15 protein-coding genes are annotated in these 18,229 nt (G+C 42.5%); 8 read left to right on the top strand and 7 right to left on the bottom strand.

Annotation, left to right across the window (positions count from 1 at the left end):
- Nucleotide 1: 1 nt before the first annotated feature.
- Both ACQZ43_RS06205 and ACQZ43_RS06200 read right to left on the bottom strand, forming a co-directional pair.
- Entirely contained in the window at nt 2–895 is an 894-nt protein-coding gene (locus ACQZ43_RS06205) for a 1-aminocyclopropane-1-carboxylate deaminase/D-cysteine desulfhydrase (protein WP_430615618.1), read from the bottom strand.
- Complete coding sequence (locus tag ACQZ43_RS06200) at nt 895–1,227, bottom strand: hypothetical protein (RefSeq protein ID WP_430615090.1); 333 nt, start codon at nt 1,225–1,227, stop codon at nt 895–897. The genes ACQZ43_RS06205 and ACQZ43_RS06200 overlap by 1 nt, the downstream gene beginning before the upstream one ends.
- 230 nt (nt 1,228–1,457) lie before the next feature.
- On the opposite strand from ACQZ43_RS06200, the gene ACQZ43_RS06195 reads away from it, so the two are divergent.
- Nucleotides 1,458–3,443, top strand: a complete 1,986-nt coding sequence (locus ACQZ43_RS06195) for a urocanate hydratase (RefSeq protein ID WP_430615089.1) — start codon at nt 1,458–1,460, stop codon at nt 3,441–3,443.
- Between the two features lie 32 nt (nt 3,444–3,475).
- Nucleotides 3,476–4,006 (top strand): DUF4136 domain-containing protein, encoded by a 531-nt coding sequence (locus ACQZ43_RS06190; RefSeq protein ID WP_430615088.1) that lies wholly within the window; start codon nt 3,476–3,478, stop codon nt 4,004–4,006.
- A gap of 796 nt (nt 4,007–4,802) precedes the next feature.
- Here the strand turns inward: ACQZ43_RS06190 and ACQZ43_RS06185 are convergent.
- On the bottom strand, nt 4,803–5,957 hold the full coding sequence (locus tag ACQZ43_RS06185) for a hypothetical protein (protein ID WP_430615087.1): 1,155 nt from the start codon (nt 5,955–5,957) through the stop codon (nt 4,803–4,805).
- Nucleotides 5,958–6,158: 201 nt separating this feature from the next.
- On the opposite strand from ACQZ43_RS06185, the gene ACQZ43_RS06180 reads away from it, so the two are divergent.
- Nucleotides 6,159–7,898: an aromatic amino acid hydroxylase gene (locus ACQZ43_RS06180; protein WP_430615086.1), complete on the top strand. Its 1,740-nt coding sequence runs from the start codon at nt 6,159–6,161 to the stop codon at nt 7,896–7,898.
- 91 nt (nt 7,899–7,989) lie between these two features.
- Here the strand turns inward: ACQZ43_RS06180 and ACQZ43_RS06175 are convergent, their stop codons facing one another.
- The 3 genes from ACQZ43_RS06175 to alaS all read right to left on the bottom strand — a co-directional run bounded on the left by ACQZ43_RS06175 (nt 7,990) and on the right by alaS (nt 12,322).
- On the bottom strand, nt 7,990–8,625 hold the full coding sequence (locus ACQZ43_RS06175) for a DUF4230 domain-containing protein (RefSeq protein ID WP_430615085.1): 636 nt from the start codon (nt 8,623–8,625) through the stop codon (nt 7,990–7,992).
- Nucleotides 8,626–8,659: 34 nt separating this feature from the next.
- On the bottom strand, nt 8,660–9,616 hold the full coding sequence (locus ACQZ43_RS06170; RefSeq protein WP_430615084.1) for a GSCFA domain-containing protein: 957 nt from the start codon (nt 9,614–9,616) through the stop codon (nt 8,660–8,662).
- Between the two features lie 78 nt (nt 9,617–9,694).
- Nucleotides 9,695–12,322, bottom strand: a complete 2,628-nt coding sequence (alaS, locus tag ACQZ43_RS06165) for an alanine--tRNA ligase (protein WP_430615083.1) — start codon at nt 12,320–12,322, stop codon at nt 9,695–9,697.
- 835 nt (nt 12,323–13,157) lie between these two features.
- On the opposite strand from alaS, the gene ACQZ43_RS06160 reads away from it, so the two are divergent.
- The 5 genes from ACQZ43_RS06160 to ACQZ43_RS06140 are packed head-to-tail and all read left to right on the top strand — an operon-like array spanning nt 13,158 to nt 16,344.
- Complete coding sequence (locus ACQZ43_RS06160; protein ID WP_430615082.1) at nt 13,158–14,135, top strand: M23 family metallopeptidase; 978 nt, start codon at nt 13,158–13,160, stop codon at nt 14,133–14,135.
- Nucleotides 14,135–14,464 (top strand): MerR family transcriptional regulator, encoded by a 330-nt coding sequence (locus ACQZ43_RS06155; RefSeq protein ID WP_430615081.1) that lies wholly within the window; start codon nt 14,135–14,137, stop codon nt 14,462–14,464. The genes ACQZ43_RS06160 and ACQZ43_RS06155 overlap by 1 nt, the downstream gene beginning before the upstream one ends.
- A gap of 18 nt (nt 14,465–14,482) precedes the next feature.
- Nucleotides 14,483–15,073 carry a LemA family protein gene (locus ACQZ43_RS06150; RefSeq protein WP_430615079.1) on the top strand — a complete coding sequence of 197 codons (591 nt, stop codon included), beginning with the start codon at nt 14,483–14,485 and terminating at the stop codon, nt 15,071–15,073.
- A gap of 11 nt (nt 15,074–15,084) precedes the next feature.
- Nucleotides 15,085–15,522, top strand: coding sequence for a TPM domain-containing protein (locus ACQZ43_RS06145; RefSeq protein ID WP_430615078.1), 438 nt, complete (start codon nt 15,085–15,087; stop codon nt 15,520–15,522).
- The gene (locus ACQZ43_RS06140) at nt 15,523–16,344 is read left to right on the top strand and encodes a TPM domain-containing protein (protein ID WP_430615077.1); all 822 of its coding nucleotides are present in this window, start codon (nt 15,523–15,525) and stop codon (nt 16,342–16,344) included.
- 75 nt (nt 16,345–16,419) lie between these two features.
- Here the strand turns inward: ACQZ43_RS06140 and ACQZ43_RS06135 are convergent, their stop codons facing one another.
- Entirely contained in the window at nt 16,420–18,192 is a 1,773-nt protein-coding gene (locus ACQZ43_RS06135) for a hypothetical protein (protein ID WP_430615076.1), read from the bottom strand.
- Nucleotides 18,193–18,229 lie beyond the last annotated feature (37 nt).

Below are 18,229 nucleotides of genomic sequence, written 5' to 3'. Positions count from 1 at the left end.
CTTATATTTTAACTAATTCTGAATCAAACTTCGAATTCCACCCTTGTAAACCTCCGGTGTGAATCGCCAATATTTTGGCTCCTTGCGGAAAACACCCCTTGTCTATCAAATCCACGATGCCAAACACCATTTTCCCCGTATAGACCGGATCCAACAATATACCTGTGCGCGCATAGAAATCACTTAGGAAATCCAACAGCACTGGGGTTGTTTTGGCATAGCCCCCAAAGTGGTAATCGCCTATTAATTCCCACTGATCTCCGCGGGCAAACTTGCGCACCTCGGCGGTTAAGAAATCGCCCTTAAGCGCCGGAAAACCCAAAACGCGTTGGCCTTGGCCAGCCGTGTTGATCAATCCTGCCAAAGTACCTCCTGTACCTACAGCACTGCAAATATAATCAAACTCTTGATCAGCTGCCTTTAAAATTTCCTCACAGCCTTTAACAGCCAAGGAATTAGTACCGCCTTCTGGAATTAAATAAAACGCCCCAAACTCGCGCTGCAAATCTTCTATAAAAAGCGGTGTTGCTTTAAGTCGGTACGCTTCGCGGCTGATGAATTCAAAACTCATGCCGTTTGCAGCGGCCTTGCGAAGCGTGGGATTCTCGAGGTATTTATCTGCTAATTCCTCTCCCCGAATAATCCCTATGGTTTTAAAGCCATAGGCCTTTCCCGCCGCAGCTGTTGCCGCGATATGATTGGAAAAAGCACCGCCAAAAGTCAAAATGGTCTTACAACCGTATGCTCTTGCTCTTAAAAAATTGTATTTTAACTTTCTAAACTTATTGCCCGATATCTCCTCGTGCAACTGGTCTTCTCTTTTGATATAAAGGCCGATGTTGTCTTTAAACGACAACGGCACGTATTGATTGGCAATCTCCTTTTCTTCAAACATCATATATACTTTATAAAAGCGGCGAAACTCCGGGTTTTTAAATAGTCTCGATCCCCTTCGTGCACATAGGCTTCCCTTTCAAAGGAAATCGCTCTATAGGCCAACTGTTTATCGCGCAACCATACGAATTTGATTACAAATTCGAGCAGGTACCACAGATAAAAAAACACCAACAGGAGTTCCAACTGCTGCCTGATGTGAATTTTCTCGTGTGTCAGCAGCTTTACATCGTCCAAACTAGCCGCCTTTTTAAAGATAATAAAGGGATAAATAGTCAGTCCGACGAAGCCCCTGGGCACCCATTTTTTGCTGATTAATATTTTATAGTACATTTTATACAAATTGAAAGCATTTTTCTGTAAAATTCAATAATTTTAAACTTTTATTATCACATTAATTTACCTAGTTTGTAGCTGTAGCGGCACAAGCGACCAAAGCCTTGACAAAATCAGCTATAAACATCAAAATCAAGACCTTATAGGTCTATTAAATATAAGAAAAAAAAGTCTTTTAAACCATTTTAACAGACAATTAAACACACAATTACCCAAAAATTTACGACATGACTTTTAAAGAACAGGTTCAAATAGGCATTCCCTCCGAATTACCGAGTCCAAAACCTTACGATTATTCGATAAATCACGCGCCTAAGAGAAAGGAAATACTCAGTGCTGATGAAAAAAAACTCGCTTTAAAAAATGCTTTGCGCTATTTCAAGGCCGAACATCATTCCAAACTGGTTGACGAGTTCAAAAAGGAATTGGAAGACTACGGACGCATTTATATGTATCGCTTCCGCCCAGACTACAAAATATATGCGCGCCCCATAGCGGAGTACCCCGGCAAATCCCTCCAAGCGCGTTCGATTATGCTGATGATTCAAAACAATTTGGACTATGCCGTAGCCCAACATCCTCACGAACTGATTACTTATGGCGGTAATGGGGCGGTTTTTCAAAACTGGGCGCAGTATTTACTCACGATGAAATACTTGTCTGAGATGACCGACGAGCAGACTTTAGCCATGTACTCTGGACATCCGATGGGACTGTTTCCCTCGCATCGCAACGCACCACGCGTCGTGGTTACCAACGGCATGATGATTCCTAACTATTCCAAGCCGGACGATTGGGAAAAATTCAATGCCTTAGGCGTTTCACAATACGGGCAGATGACTGCGGGTAGCTATATGTATATCGGCCCTCAGGGGATTGTACACGGAACGACTATTACGGTATTAAATGGCGGTCGAAAAATTTCAAAAAACGGCGAAGGACTTGCGGGAAAACTCTTTGTAACCTCCGGATTAGGAGGTATGAGCGGCGCACAGCCCAAAGCGGGAAACATCGCGGGTTGTATCACGGTTTGCGCAGAAGTCAATGCCAAGGCGGTCGAAGTGCGCCATTCCCAAGCTTGGGTAGATGAAGTAGCCTCCGATTTAGACGCTTTGGTCAGTCGGGTTAAAAAAGCTCAGGAAAACCAAGAAGTGGTCTCCATCGCCTACCACGGCAACATCGTCGATGTTTGGGAGCGCTTCGACACCGAAGGGGTCTATATCGATTTGGGCTCGGATCAAACCTCGCTACACAATCCGTGGGCAGGGGGCTACTACCCCGTTGGACTCACTTTTGAGGCGGCTAACGAGATGATGGCCAACGACCCGATTCAGTTTAAGCAAAAGGTACAAGAGTCGCTTAGACGCCAGGCAGATGCAATTAACAAACACACGGCCAAAGGCACCTACTTCTTTGATTACGGCAATGCCTTTTTACTGGAAGCCTCCCGAGCTGGAGCTGAGGTAATGGCAGAAAACGGCATCGATTTTAAATATGCGAGTTATGTACAAGACATTATGGGTCCGATGTGTTTTGACTATGGTTTTGGTCCCTTCCGCTGGGTTTGTGCCTCTGGAAAACCCGAAGACTTACTCAAAACCGACCAAATCGCCTCTGCGGTTTTAGAGGAGATGAAAAAAACATCACCTCCGGAAATCCAACAACAGATGGACGACAATATCCGGTGGATAAAAGGCGCCCAAGAAAATAAACTGGTCGTGGGTTCGCAAGCGCGTATATTATATGCCGATGCCGAAGGTAGAATCAAGATTGCCGAAGCCTTTAATCAAGCGATTGCTGCCGGAGACATAGGTCCGGTGGTATTGGGTCGAGATCACCACGACGTATCGGGTACGGATTCGCCTTACAGAGAGACTTCAAACATCTATGACGGCTCCAAATTCACGGCAGATATGGCCATACAAAACGTTATAGGTGACAGTTTTAGAGGCGCTACGTGGGTTTCTATACACAACGGCGGCGGCGTTGGATGGGGCGAAGTAATTAACGGTGGTTTTGGTATGCTTCTTGATGGTACAGCAGAGGCATCGCAGCGTTTAAGATCCATGCTTTTTTGGGATGTAAACAACGGCATTGCAAGGAGGAGCTGGGCCAGAAACGAAGAAGCCATTTTTGCTATTGAAAGAGCCATGGAAGCCGAACCCTTATTACGGGTGACACTTCCCAATTTGGTAGACGAAAATTTATTATAACAAACTCACTATTAATCTAAAATTTGTCAATCATGAAAATTTTAAAATTTTTACCTTTAGTAGCTTTAGTTTTTATTACCGGATGTAGCTCCGTACAGGTTGCTTCTGATTATGACAACAAAACTGATTTCAACAATTACAAAACTTATGCGTTCTTTAAGGAGGGTATTGATAAAACAGAGATTTCCGATTTGGATAAAAAGCGTATTCTCCATGCTATTGATGCGGAATTAAGCAGTAAAGGGATGGTTAAAAGCAGCAATCCCGATATCTTGATCAACATCTTTACCAAGGCACAACAACGCGTCGACATTACCCAAAACAGCTATTATTCCCCTTGGGGATACGGTTGGGGATGGAACCCGTATTGGGGATCGCATTACAATACCGTTTCTACTTCGGTGGAAGGCAATCTGTACATAGATATCCTAGATGCACGCAAAAAAGAATTGGTATGGCAAGGTGTAGGTACGGGATACCTCACCAAAAACAGGGAGAAAAAAGAAGCGCGTATCAACGAATTTGTAGCGAAAATCCTAAAGGAGTTTCCGCCTAAGAAATAAAAGATATAGAATAGATTTCCTCCTTTTCAGGACTTTATGAATTAAAACCTTTAAACCGTTTAATCCCATTACTTTAATGGATTAAACGGTTTTTTTGGTTGACTCTTTTCAATGTTTGAACTCAAATAAAGAATGCTTAAAAACTTCGTCATACACAGACCTATACCGCTGCATTATTCTCAATTCCACAACTCTCTTCTCAAGCCTATCGAACTAGTATATTGACCGAAACAACACATCGTTTTGCAGCTCATAGACTCCGGCCGGCGTTCATGCAAAATCAATCTCAGCACACAGGCAGAACCTCATCAAACATCATAGTGATATCCCTGAAAAAACAGCGTAAAGCAACAGTCTAAAGACTCCATTTCCCTATGTTTGCACGCGAAACATCTAATCACTTCTTAACTGCAAACATCTTATATAGGTACTCCGCTACTTCCACAGCATTGAGACATTACTATACCGCATTCTTGTTACAGCGATTCCGATACTTTGAGTTACTCCTAAAAAACAGCACCAAAAACACAGGCGCTAGACCTAAAAAAACACTACAACAACCTATTGTTGATTGATTCCATATAGCAACCTATTCACTTGCTTAATTAGCAAAAGTCCCGCAACGACTGCGCCGTAGATTCCAACGATTACTAAAATAAACGCGGATTAACGGGGCTAGAAGACAATCATATTACCACAAAAAAAGCAGTGGTAAACTATCGTTTACCACTGCCCTATATGAAATCACTTGCTTAAAATATTTATTTCAAAACTCGCGATTGTTGAAAAATCTCAATTAGTTAGAAGTTCTCAATTGACCTTTTTTACCTATTGAAAGTGATTTGAATTTAGCCATACTGCCGTTTGAATTGCTAGTTCTCTCTTGTGAAGGAACTTCATTGAAAACAACAACTTCTCCAGTATGAGTTCCTATAACTGTCTTAAGATCTGTCAACTGCAATGAATAAACAAAATTAGTTGTTGGACCAGACACTAGGTTCTCTCCATCTTGTACTGGGTTAAAGTTTTTAAGCGCCATTGCTGAGAACGTTTTTCCAGGATTTGCTGCACCTGCAACGTTAACTCCATTAATAAACACAACAGAAGATCCAGGGAATCCAGTTGTTAAAGGACCTGTATTAGGTAAGAAAACTTTTACTTCAGGATTTGTACGTTTTAATGCAGTTTGGAAAGAGAAACCATCTTTAACTTCATCATTAGCATCTAATGAATAAACAAATAAAATCCAAACATCATATACGTCAGTACCTTGCTCGAAAGTATCATTGTAAATATATTGTGAGTGTGTAGTTTCATATTTAGCCCCATCATAAGTGAAGAAACTTGTGAAAGTTGGTTCAGTAATTCCGTTGAAAGTCAAAGTATTACTTGTTAAAGTAGTACCATCAACAACGTAAGTAGCCACAACGCTAGTATTTCCAGCTTTTAATGTGTAAGTATTTCCAGTGATAGCTACACCATTTACTTTAAAAGCAGCATTTGAAGTAACGTCAGCACCAGTATCACCTTTAACAGTAAAAGTAACTGCTTGACCATACGCAGGAGTTGCTCCCGCATCTGAAGTAAGGGTGATTGTTTTAATTGCAGCAGGCTTATCTTTAACAGTAATAGTCAATTCACTACTATCTTTAGATCCCGCTTTTTTAGCTACAACTTTGTAAGTTTTTGCTGTTGGGAAAGAAGTTTCATATCCTGAAATTTTCGTTCCGTCAATAAAAAGCTCTGCATCAGCTACCGCTGCTCCAGCTAACTTCACAGTAAAAGTTACTTTCTCATCAATCTCAACCGTAGTCTTGTTAGCAGTCAAAGCCAATTGACCCTCAGCTGGTGGTGGTGGCGGTATTACTGGATTACTGTCATCACTACTACTACAAGCTGTTCCGAAAGTAGCTAAACCCGCTACCGCCAAAAACATAAATAATTTTTTCATAATTGTTAATTTTTAAAATAGTTAATCAGGCGCAAGATATAAATAAATTCAAATTAAAAAAATTTACGCGTTAATTTTTTTTCAATTTTGCGTTAAATATTCGCATAACTTACCTTTAGAAAACAATAACATCGCACTAAATGATGTGTAGAATAATTTTGTTATATTTACCAATAATACATTTATAAACCTCCGTACACGATGAAACCGCAAGAATACGAAAGCAATTCATTAATTAACAGACTTCCCGAACATCTTAAGCAATTCATAAAACCGCAGCATTATGAGGAGTATACCGCAATAAACCAAGCGGTATGGCGCTATGTGATGCGCAAAAACGTCAATTACTTAAGCAAAGTTGCACATGCCTCTTATCTGGAGGGACTAAAGCAGACGGGAATCTCTATTGATGACATACCCAATATGTATGGCATGAACCGTATTTTAAGCGAAATTGGCTGGGCCGCCGTAGCTGTAGATGGATTTATTCCGCCCAATGCTTTTATGGAGTTTCAAGCCTACAAAGTATTGGTTATTGCTTCTGATATCCGCCAGCTCGAACACATCGAATACACCCCCGCACCAGACATCATTCACGAAGGCGCAGGCCACGCTCCTATTATAGCCAATCCCGAATATGCCGAATACCTCAGGCGCTTTGGCGAAATTGGCTGTAAAGCAATTTCTTCGGCTCGCGACTATGAAATGTACGAGGCCATTCGCCTACTATCGATTTTAAAGGAGGCTGAAGATGCCGATCCCGAAGCTATAGCAGCGGTTGAAAAAAGAGTCGACGACTTACAAACCAATATGGGTAAGCTATCGGAAATGGCTCAGATACGAAATCTGCATTGGTGGACCGTGGAATACGGACTGGTAGGCACTATGGAAAATCCCAAGATTTACGGCGCCGGTTTGCTCTCGTCCATAGGTGAAAGCGCTTGGTGTATGACCGATGCTGTAAAGAAGCTCCCCTATACCATTGCCTCTGCCCACCAGAACTTCGACATTACCAAACCCCAACCGCAGTTGTTCGTCACCCCGGACTTCGCTTACCTCAGTATGGTCTTGGAAGAATTCGCCAACAATATGGCCATCCGAAAAGGCGGATTGGAAGCGGCAGAAAAATTGATAGAGTCCAATGCCATAGGCACCATAGAATTAACCACAGGTATCCAAATCTCCGGAAAGTTCACCAAAGTCATCGCTTTTGACCAAAAACCCATATATATACAGTCCGAAGGCCCCACTGCGCTCGCCTACCGCGAAAAGGAATTGGTCGGTCACGGCATCGACTATCACGCCGCGGGATATGGTACCGCTTTGGGCAAATTAAAGGGCGTGAATCTCGCCATAGAAAACATGAGCCCGAAAGACCTGCACGCGTATTCGATTTCCGAAGGCGAAAACATCACCTTGGAATTTGAAGGCGGCGTTACGGTTTCCGGAGAAATTATTACGGGTATGCGAAACCTTCAGGGCAAAATCATCCTTATCAGCTTTAAACACTGTACGGTTACTCACTTAGACACGGTATTGTTTCAACCGGACTGGGGGGTATACGACATGGCCATCGGAACCCAAATCGTCTCTGCGTATTCCGGCCCCGCCGACTACAACAGCTTTGATTTGATTACGCACATCCCCTCGTCCAAGACGATTAAGTCCGACAGAACGCCCGCTAAAATTGCCTTGGAAGCCCTATATCAACAGGTTCGCGACGCCAGAGAATCTCAAAAACCGATTAATACAACAGCTGTACTAGCCGAACTGGCCGAAAAATACCCGAACGACTGGTTGCTCACCCTGGAATTGCTCGAGTTAAACCAAGCAAACATGGACACGGCAGTTATAACAGCCATTGAACAACGGCTCGAAGCGCTCAAAGCGCAAAGACCCGAAATTACGCACCTGATCACCAACGGTGTTGAATTGATTTAAACGTCGCATTTCCCCATAAAAAAACCTTTCTCGGCCGAGAAAGGTTTTTTTATTTATCATGGTTTTTTTTAAAGTCGCAACTATCGCATGTTTACAATTGCAGTTGGTGGTTAAAATCCACCTCGGACTCGATCACGCTATCGCGATACTCCAACTTCCAACCCAGGGAATGCGTTACGACTAAAATCTTCGAAAGCTCCGTAATCAATCGATTCTGCGCATTGGTTTTAAGCGAGGACTGCTCGATTTTACGAAATAAATCTTCTTTTACCTTTGCATTGATCTTGTTGTAATCCTCTCCTTGAAAGGAATTGAATTTACTCTGCTCCACATCGTACAGCTTGATTTCTGGATACAACTTGATTTCCTCTTTGGGCAATTTGACAATTCGCACCACCTTATTGATTTCGTCGATTTCGTATTCAATCTGGCTCATATCATAAGACACCGTAGCATTGGCGTTGATGATCACCACCGCTTTTTTCTTAAACGATATCAGGTTCATCATATACTTTTGCTGATCTTCATAGGTCATGACCTGAGAAAAGTTGGCCTCGGTAACGATTAATTTACTGACATGCTTAAACTGGTTCTGAATCAATTCGGAATTGTATTCCATCTGAGCCCGATCCTCTCTTTGATCGAAGTAACGGTAAATCATCGCTCCTAAAAACATCATAAGAAGCACAAAAAAGAATACGATAATGATTTTAAAAATATTTTTCATAAGCGGAAAAGATTGTCAAGTCAGGTGTTGCTGGCTATGGTCTGAAATTCATAAAGGGAAACCGCTCCAACAAATCGTCTATTTTACCAGCTAAGTTGTCAAGAAACATGCCGTGTTTTTCAGAAGTCGGATTAAACGGTCGATGATTTAGGCCGCTTTGCACTTCGGACACCTTTTTCATAACGGGCAAGACGGCTTCGTCCATCATGTTTTGCGTCCACCGATTCCATATATACTGGATAGCCACCGGACTGGGATGGAGCATGTCTGCCGCATAAAACCGATAATCTCTCAACTCGTCCATAATTATTTCATAGGATGGAAAATACCATTGCTTTGCCTGCTTATCCTCTAAAAACTCGTGCAAAGCGGCGATTAAAATCGCCTTACTCCTTTGGTTTTCCACAAAGCCGTCTTTGATATGGCGTACGGGCGAAATCGTATAGATGATATGCAGCTGCGGGTTTAACTCTAACAGCAACGCGCTTATGCGCTCATACGCGGCCCAAACCTCTTGATAAGACATTATTTTTTTGTCGAATTGCGCCTGTGGCACCTTATGGCAGTTAGCCACCAAGGCTTGCGTCGCTTTATAGTAATACCCCCAGGCCGTACCCAGTGTAAGTACCACATGCGTGGCCTGCTGCAAGTCGAACCTCAAATTTCCCAAGGCGGCATTTAAATGATCGATGCAGTCCGACTGCTCCAATTGATTTAAATCGGAATGGGCGTCAAAACAACTCCAAACCCCGTCGAGGCAAAAGACATCGCGCTCCGCAAAGACGTAATTGGAGACGGCATAATCCAATATTTTCTCCAAGGCTTGAGGATGAAAAAGAATTCCAAAGGGATTGGACGTCACCTGGAATTGAAACTCCTTAAATTTCTGCGCGATATTCACCGCAAAACAAGACCCTAAGGAGACGATTTTGGAATCGTAATCGATCTTGTGCTGATAACTTCTCAAAGGAATTTTAGTTTGGAACTCCATAGTTCAGAGGATTTTGATGGTCAATAAGGCTTTATTGCATAAAAAAAGATTCCCTTTCGAGAATGTTTCCTTTTAAATTTACTTGATATATTCGATAGCCTTGGACAAAGCCTCTGCAATTCCCTCTGGGTTTTTACCTCCCGCAGTGGCAAAGAACGCTTGCCCTCCACCGCCACCTTGGATGTATTTACCCAGTTCGCGCACTACTTGTCCGGCGTTTAATCCCTTTGATGTAGCCAACTCCTTAGAGATATAACAAGTCAGCATCGGCTTTCCTTCAGTAACGGTTGCCAGCACCAAAAACAAATCGGTTTGCTCCGCTCCCAATTCATAAGCCAAATCCTTAGCGCCATTGGCGTCTAAATCTACTTGCTTGGCCAAGAACTGCACTTGATTTACAATTTGGATCTCCGAGCTCAATTCGCCTTTTAATCCCTTGGCTTTTTCGCGCAACAATTGCTCTACTTGCTTTTTGAGTTTGGCGTTATCATCTTGTAGAGCAACCACGGCCTTTAAGGTGTCTTGTGGGTTCTTAAGGATGTTTTTTACCTCTTTAAGCGTTTCTTCTTGCTGGGTATAGAACGACCGCACCGCTTGATTGGTAATGGCCTCAATACGTCGGATACCCGCTGCAACAGCGCCTTCACTTACAATTTTAAACTGCCAGATATCGGCGGTATTTTGCACGTGAATTCCCCCGCAAAGCTCCATACTCGTACCGAAGCGGATCGCGCGAACCTCATCCCCGTATTTCTCTCCGAACAAAGCCATAGCGCCTTCTTCGATAGCCTGTGCAAAAGGAATGCTTCTGCGTTCTACCAACGGCAGCTGCTCTTGAATTCGGTTGTTTACAAAGTCCTCAACTGCTTTTAATTCTTCTTCGGTCAATTTTGCAAAATGCGAGAAGTCGAAGCGCAAATAGTTGGGTGAAACCAACGAGCCCTTTTGTTCGACATGCGTTCCCAATACCGTTCGCAAGGCTTGGTGTAACAAGTGTGTTGCCGAGTGGTTACTGGCGCTTTGTCTTCTGCGCTCTTCATCAACCTGCGCCGTAAAACTCCCCTGTAAATTCTCGGGTAGCTGCTTGGCAAAATGAAGAATCAAATTGTTTTCTTTTTTGGTATCTATAATTTCTATGGTTTCATTGGCCGAAATCAAGAGACCTCGATCGCCAACCTGTCCTCCTCCTTCCGGATAGAAAGGGGTTTGATCCAAAACCAACTGGAATAATTTTCCGTCTTTTTTACTGTCTACTTTTCTAAAACGCGTGATTTTCACCTCGTTTTTTAAGGTATCATAACCCACAAAGGTCTCCACATTGCCCGGAATCAATACCGTCCAATCGTCTGTGGATACTTCAGAAGCTGCTCTCGAGCGGTTTTTCTGCTCGTTCATCGCCTTGTCAAAACCCGCTTCGTCCAATTCCAAACCGCGTTCTCTCAATATCAAGGCGGTTAAATCGATGGGAAAACCAAAGGTATCGTATAGTTCAAAGGCTTTAGCACCCGAAATCACAGTGGAATTCGATTGGGCAATAACCTGATCCAACAAATGCAATCCCTGATCTAAAGTGCGTAAGAAAGAGGCTTCCTCTTCTTTTATCACGTTCATCACCAAGCCCTTTTGAGCGGTGATTTCCGGAAATACACTTCCCATCTGAGCGCTTAACACCTCTACCAATTGGTAGATAAACGGTTCTTTTTTGTTTAAAAAAGTAAAGGCATATCGAATCGCACGACGCAATATTCGTCGGATTACATATCCCGCCCCATTATTCGACGGCAATTGTCCGTCTGCAATGGCATAGGCTACTGCTCTCACGTGATCGGCCACCACGCGAATGGCTATATTAATCTTTTCTTCTTCTTCGTCTTTGGCTTTAATGGTGTATTTTGCTTGTGTCAAAGCCGAAATCTTCTCAATTATCGGACTAAAAACATCGGTGTCGTAGTTGGATTGTACCCCTTGTAACACCATGCACAAACGCTCGAATCCCATACCGGTATCCACGTGCTGTGCGGGTAGTTTCTCCAAGGAACCATCGGCTTTGCGATTAAACTCCATAAATACATTATTCCATATTTCCACTACTTGTGGATGATCGGCATTGACCAACTCCTTACCGGAAACGGCAGCCTTCTCTTCTGCCGAACGTATATCTACGTGAATTTCCGAACAGGGACCACAAGGACCTTGTTCGCCCATCTCCCAGAAATTGTCCTTTTTGTTTCCCAACAAAATACGATCTTCTGCGATTAATGACTTCCAAATGTCATAGGCCTCTTGATCAAAGGGTACGTTTTCTTCTGCACTTCCTTCAAATACGGTCACATACAAGATGTCCTTAGGGATCTTATAAACCTCCGTCAACAGCTCCCATGCCCAGTGAATGGCTTCTTTTTTGAAATAATCGCCAAAACTCCAGTTGCCGAGCATTTCAAACATGGTGTGGTGATAGGTATCTATACCTACTTCTTCCAAATCGTTATGCTTACCCGAAACACGAAGACACTTTTGAGTATCGGCAATTCTCTTGCTTTTTGGTGCGGCATTTCCTAAAAAATATTCTTTAAACTGGGCCATCCCAGAATTATTAAACATCAAAGTCGGATCGTCTTTTAAGACAATAGGTGCCGACGGAACAATCAAATGCCCGCGTTCTTCAAAAAAACTTAAAAACTTTTGACGAATTTCCTGTGATTTCATATCTCGATTTTATTTTATATTATGGTGATATGTAATCGCCTTGATGCAGTAGTGCTGTTTAAAACTCCTATACCTTTGGGCGATGTCATATCTCGATTTTATTTTATATTAAGGTGATATGTAAGCGCCTCGATGCAGTAGTGCTGTTTAAAACTCCTATACCCTGGGGCGATGTCATATCTCGATTTTATTTTATATTAAGGTGATATGTAAGCGCCTTGATGCAGTAGTGCTGTTTAAAACTCCTATACCCTGGGGCGATGTCATATCTCGATTTTATTTTATATTATGGTGATATAATCGCCTTGATGCAGTAGCGCTGTTTAAAACTCCTATACCCTGGGGCGATGTCATATCTCGATTTTATATTATGGTGATATAATCGCCTTGATGCAGTAGTGCTGTTTAAAACTCCTATACCCTGGGGCGATGTCATATCTCGATTTTATATTATGGTGATATAATCGCCTTGATGCAGTAGTGCTGTTTAAAACTCCTATACCCTGGGGCGATGTCATATCTCGATTTTATTTTTTACTACTTCCAACTTTCCACACTCTCGTCACAGCACATCAGCCCTTACAAACAGCCCTTACAAACAGCCCTTTCTGCTCACAGCACTATGAATTCTCTGTGGCTGCGTAATTTGGAACCCTTAAAAAGGCTCGTTGTCGCCATTTTTAAATACTTTTGAGCGAATAAGCTGCTAAACTAGTATTAAAATACACAAATGGAAATGCTATCAACAAAACATTTTTTACATTTGTTATCTCATCCATTTGAATGCATGAAATACGATGTATTTTTAACATGCAAAAATAGCATTTTTTAATATATGTCTAAGGTAAAATATTATTACGATTCCGAAAAACTGGCCTATCAGAAAGTACTGCCCAAAAAGCGCACCCAAATAGGCTTTATACTGCTCTTTATCCTCTCGTCGGCCATGTTTGGCTTAGTGGGAATCATCATATTGTTAAACACCTCCCTTTTTGAAACGCCCAAAGACAAAATGCAAGCGCGCGAAATCGAGAATTTTAAAACCAATTATGCCCTACTCAACCGAAAAACGGATTTGATCGAGCAGGTTTTAAACGAATTGGAAGTGCGAGACAACTATATTTATCGGGCTTATTTCAATACCACTCCCATTCCCAGTGAACAAAGGCGTTCCGGTTTTGGCGGTTACAATCGCTATAAGAGCCTGGAGGGATACAACAATTCGGACTTGGTAAAAAACACCGCCAAAAAAGTAGACCGCATCTTAAAGCAAACCGCTATACAATCGCGTTCTCTAGACGACATCATCAATTTGGCCAAGGGCAAGGAAAAACTACTGGCCGCCATACCGGCTATACAACCGATTAAAAATGAAGACCTGACCCGAGTGGCTTCTGGCTTTGGATACCGAAACGATCCCTTTACCAAAATTCGCAAATTTCACGAGGGCATGGATTTTTCATCTAAATCGGGAACTCCTGTTTACGCTACGGGCGATGGCGAGGTTATTCGCGCCAACAACCAGTTATCGGGATACGGAAATCTGATCGAGATCAAACACGGCTTCGGATATCTCACGCGTTATGCCCATTTGAGCAAATACAATGTCAAGCCCGGCCAAAAGATTAAAAGAGGAGACCTGATCGGATATGTGGGCAATACCGGCCGAAGTGAGGCGCCACATTTGCACTACGAAGTACACTACAACAACCAGGTGATGAATCCCTTAAACTTCTATTATGGATCCATATCCGCAAAAGAATTTGAATTGCTGTCACAAGCTGCTAACCACGAAAATCAATCCTTAGACTAATGCATATAGACCTACCCGAAAAACGATATTACAGCATTGGCGAACTCGCCAAAGCCTTTGACGTAAACACGTCGCTACTGCGCTTTTGGGAAAAGGAATTTGACATTCTCAAACCCAAGAAAAACGCCAAGGGCAACAGAATGTTCACCCCCGAAGACGTCAAAAACCTGCGCCTGATTTTCCATTTGGTCAAAGAACGCGGGTTTACTCTAGATGGCGCTAAGGACTACATCAAGGCGAAGCCAAAAAAATCTCTAGACACTTTCGAAATTATTCGTAAATTAGAAGCTATTAAATCAACGTTGATCCATATAAAAAACGAACTTTAACAAAAAAACAAACCACCTATGAAAAAATGGCTTATCCCCGTAATTATTATTGCTGTCATCGTTATCGGTCTATACAGCTGGGCAAAGAGTTTTAACAACACTGCCGTAACCCTCAACGAAAACATCCGCGAGAGCTGGGGTAATGTAGAAACGGCCTACCAACGCAGAAACGATTTGATTGGAAATTTAGTCAACACGGTAAAAGGAGCTGCGGATTTTGAAAAAAGCACTTTAGAAAGTGTGATTACCGCGCGTTCAGAAGCGACCAAAACCGTTATTGATCCGTCTAACATCACTCCCGAGCAATTGGCAGAATTCAACAAGGCACAAAGCGGTGTATCGTCGGCTTTATCGCGATTATTGGTAAGCGTAGAGCGCTATCCAGACCTCAAGGCCAATCAGAACTTCTTAAAATTGCAAGACGAACTCGCCAGTACTGAAAATCAGATCCTAACAGCGAGAACGCGTTTTAACGAAAATGTAAAGCCTTATAACGGCCACATCAAAACCTTCCCAAACAGTTTGCTTGCAGGTATGTTTGGCTTTGGCGAAAAAGCGTATTTCGAAGCGGTTGCTGGAGCTGAAAAACCGGTAGAAGTAAAATTTTAACAACTAAAATCATGGCATTAGCAGAAGATTTTTTTTCCATTTCAGAGGAAACCGAGATAGTCCAAGCAATTAAAGAAGCCGAAGAAAACACTTCAGGCGAGATTCGCGTACACTTGGAAGGACATACTAGTCTTCCGGTATTTGAACGGGCTAAAGAGGTTTTCTTTCATTTAAACATGGATAAAACGGCCGACAGAAACGGCGTATTGTTCTACTTAGCTATTGAAAATAAATCCTTCGTCATCATCGGTGACGAGGGAATTAACCAAAAAGTGGAAGCCGATTTTTGGGACAGCATCAAAAACAGCGTTATCGAATACTTTAAGATTGCCGACTTCAAAACCGGATTGATTACCGGTATCCTCAACACAGGTGAAAAGCTCAAAGCTCATTTTCCCTACCAAGAAGACGATATCGACGAACTTCCAAATGAAATATCAAAAGGATAAATGAAAAAAACTTTTCAAAGAGCGCTTCAACACAGTTTATTCCTCCTAGTTATACTGATCAGCACACTGGGGTACAGTCAATTTACCATACCGGAACTGCCTAAAAAACTACAGGAACAAACCAGCGTATATGATTATGCCAAAATTTTAAGCGCTTCGGAAAAGGAGGCACTTGAACGAAAACTCATCAACTATTCCGATTCTACCTCCACGCAAATGGTCGTGATTACCATAGAATCGTTAAAGGGCGAAGACATTGGCATATTAACACCAAAATGGGCACACCAATGGGGTATTGGCCAAGCCAAAGAAGACAATGGGGTATTGATTTTATTGGCTCGCGACGAGCGCAAAATATGGATTTCACCGGGTTATGGAGTGGAAGACCGTTTGACGGCGGGAATCGTAGGACAAATGACACGAGACGTCATCATCCCCGAATTTAAAACCGGTAATTATTACCAGGGATTAGACAAGGGAACGGATGCTATAGTGGATATTCTCAAAGGAAAATACAAGGGCAGTAGAAAGGCCAATCCCGAAAGTGGCGACGATATAGGAACCATTATTTTGATTTTTATCGGCGTGGTTTTCCTACTGTTTATATTGAGTAGGAAAGGCGGCGGTAAAGGTGGAAGCGGTGGCCGATCCGGTGGACCTAGCTTGGGCGACATGATTATCTTAAGCAGCTTAGGCCGCGGCGGATTTGGTGGCGGAAGCGGCGGATTCGGTGGTGGCGGCGGATTTGGCGGCGGCGGCGGATTCGGTGGTGGATTCGGCGGCGGTGGATTTTCTGGCGGCGGCTCTGGCGGAAGCTGGTAACTGTTGCACCACATCTGTAAAAGCAAAAGGCAATCCCAGTGGATTGCCTTTTGCTTTTATTTTAAACACCGTTTATTACTCATACAGGTACTTAATGTAATTTTCACCTTGCTTCTTCCCTAAATAATAAGGCCTAATTTCCCCCTGATAATCGCCTAAGCCGACACTGAGTATGCGCTCATCTGCAAACTCTTTCCCCAATGTGAAACGACGAATTGTTTTTCCACTCTCGCGGTCTATTTGCACAAAATCATACGCCGCTTCCTTAGTCCATCCCTTCCCACTTGCCTTTTTAATCAATACAAAAATGTGTTCCTCGGTCAACTTAATGCGCTCTATGTATTTATTGAAAAATCGATCGTACTTTCTCGCGTATTCCGTTTGATAAAAACCATCGGAATCCAAGGGTGGAAAATCAGTGCTATCCACTTCAAAAACGACGTATTCTCGAAGCACCTTGGACAAGTTGTTCGAATGAACAAAATATAACCTCCCATTGTATCCATTGCCATAAATCACACTTTCTTCGTGACTACCCACTACTGGACTAGTAAAATAATAGCCGGTTCTACTCAAACGTTGCTCCCGCTCTAAATTGCCAAAACGCTCCACTAATTTTCCCGTTTTGGTATCGAAAACAGCCAAAAAAGGATTCTCCTGCTCGTAGAATTTATCCATAAAAGGATCGAGATTATCCTTGCCCTGATAGTCTTCTAAATCCATGCCTAAAGGCCAAGTTAATCGCAAACACATCAATACCACCCGATCATTGCCAATAGGGGAAAACGAATAATGCTGATACATATAATCTTCATTAAAAATATCAAAATCAAAAGACACCAAAGGTTTTTTCTTTAGCCCCTCCTTTTCTCTTACTAACAAAACAGGCTCGTTGTAATAGGCCAAATTAGTTGGAGACTCCATAAACAGCCTTGGCAGCGAATACGACACCCCTATTTCACGCTCTCCCACAAAATCGACCTCACAGGCAATATAGGAAATCATTCCCTTTTCTTCTCTCACGGTAAACTCCTCTTCCGGAACATTTACAAAAGCTATTCGCTCCAACGAGTCTGCTACTATTTCCTGTACAAACGCGATTTTCTTCGAATCAAAATCCACCTTAAATACATAGGCTGCATTAGCTAGTTCATCCGTAAACAGCAAGAGCTCATCTTTGATTACCGTTTTGCTGTATACCCCGGAAATCGGATGCCTCTCGTCTGTTTCGATTTCAAATTTTTCAAATTTTAAGGAACTGGATAGAACATGGGGTATAGGGTCTTCGTCTATTTCCTCTTCCGTTTCATAAGTGTGATAGGGCATCACCTCTTTGGAGTCCACTAAAGCCTTTACAAACTTAGCTCCCATATTCAGCATCTCGCCTCCGACGAGCAACCGCCCCTTTTTTTTATCGATTTTCAACAGATACAAGCCTTGCAGGTCATTGGAACTAAAACTAAAAACCTTCTTATAAAGCTGTTCCGTGTCGACGACATGGAAATCTGGAAAAAACCGATTTTTCTCCGCATATATTTTGGGCGAAATAGGGTCGTCATAATAAGAAACCAAAACGGTGGCCGCTTTTGGGATTTGCGCTTTTAACTCATTAAAAAAAAGTCGTATTCCAAATTCACAGCGCGGGCAACTCATCGGCCGATAAATGACAACATAAATTTCATCCTCCTGCGTATCCACCTCCCTTAAATACTCTTTTAAATACGCATTAGTGCCTTCCTTTTGACTAATCCTTAACTCCTTACTAAACATGTCGAATATTCCACCGTCTTGTGCATAAACCCCCAGAGACAGCAAAAAAAACACGATGATTGTTCTAACTTTTACCATAGATACAAATTTAAAACTGCAAGTGCCCCAATCGCCT

Source organism: Flavobacterium sp. JP2137 (genome assembly GCF_050562195.1).
GTDB lineage: Bacteria > Bacteroidota > Bacteroidia > Flavobacteriales > Flavobacteriaceae > Flavobacterium.
This window is presented reverse-complemented; position numbering and strand designations above follow the sequence as displayed.

Excerpts from the sequence above, each read along its gene's own strand:
- ACQZ43_RS06145 (WP_430615078.1), top strand. The coding sequence starts at position 15,085 with ATGGCATTAGCAGAAGATTTTTTTTCCATTTCAGAGGAAACCGAGATA.
- ACQZ43_RS06180 (WP_430615086.1), top strand. The coding sequence starts at position 6,159 with ATGAAACCGCAAGAATACGAAAGCAATTCATTAATTAACAGACTTCCC.
- ACQZ43_RS06200 (WP_430615090.1), bottom strand. The coding sequence starts at position 1,227 with ATGTACTATAAAATATTAATCAGCAAAAAATGGGTGCCCAGGGGCTTC.
- ACQZ43_RS06175 (WP_430615085.1), bottom strand. The coding sequence starts at position 8,625 with ATGAAAAATATTTTTAAAATCATTATCGTATTCTTTTTTGTGCTTCTT.
- ACQZ43_RS06160 (WP_430615082.1), top strand. The coding sequence starts at position 13,158 with ATGTCTAAGGTAAAATATTATTACGATTCCGAAAAACTGGCCTATCAG.
- ACQZ43_RS06135 (WP_430615076.1), bottom strand. The coding sequence starts at position 18,192 with ATGGTAAAAGTTAGAACAATCATCGTGTTTTTTTTGCTGTCTCTGGGG.
- ACQZ43_RS06205 (WP_430615618.1), bottom strand. The coding sequence starts at position 895 with ATGTTTGAAGAAAAGGAGATTGCCAATCAATACGTGCCGTTGTCGTTT.
- ACQZ43_RS06185 (WP_430615087.1), bottom strand. The coding sequence starts at position 5,957 with ATGAAAAAATTATTTATGTTTTTGGCGGTAGCGGGTTTAGCTACTTTC.
- ACQZ43_RS06190 (WP_430615088.1), top strand. The coding sequence starts at position 3,476 with ATGAAAATTTTAAAATTTTTACCTTTAGTAGCTTTAGTTTTTATTACC.
- ACQZ43_RS06155 (WP_430615081.1), top strand. The coding sequence starts at position 14,135 with ATGCATATAGACCTACCCGAAAAACGATATTACAGCATTGGCGAACTC.
- ACQZ43_RS06150 (WP_430615079.1), top strand. The coding sequence starts at position 14,483 with ATGAAAAAATGGCTTATCCCCGTAATTATTATTGCTGTCATCGTTATC.
- alaS (WP_430615083.1), bottom strand. The coding sequence starts at position 12,322 with ATGAAATCACAGGAAATTCGTCAAAAGTTTTTAAGTTTTTTTGAAGAA.
- ACQZ43_RS06195 (WP_430615089.1), top strand. The coding sequence starts at position 1,458 with ATGACTTTTAAAGAACAGGTTCAAATAGGCATTCCCTCCGAATTACCG.
- ACQZ43_RS06170 (WP_430615084.1), bottom strand. The coding sequence starts at position 9,616 with ATGGAGTTCCAAACTAAAATTCCTTTGAGAAGTTATCAGCACAAGATC.
- ACQZ43_RS06140 (WP_430615077.1), top strand. The coding sequence starts at position 15,523 with ATGAAAAAAACTTTTCAAAGAGCGCTTCAACACAGTTTATTCCTCCTA.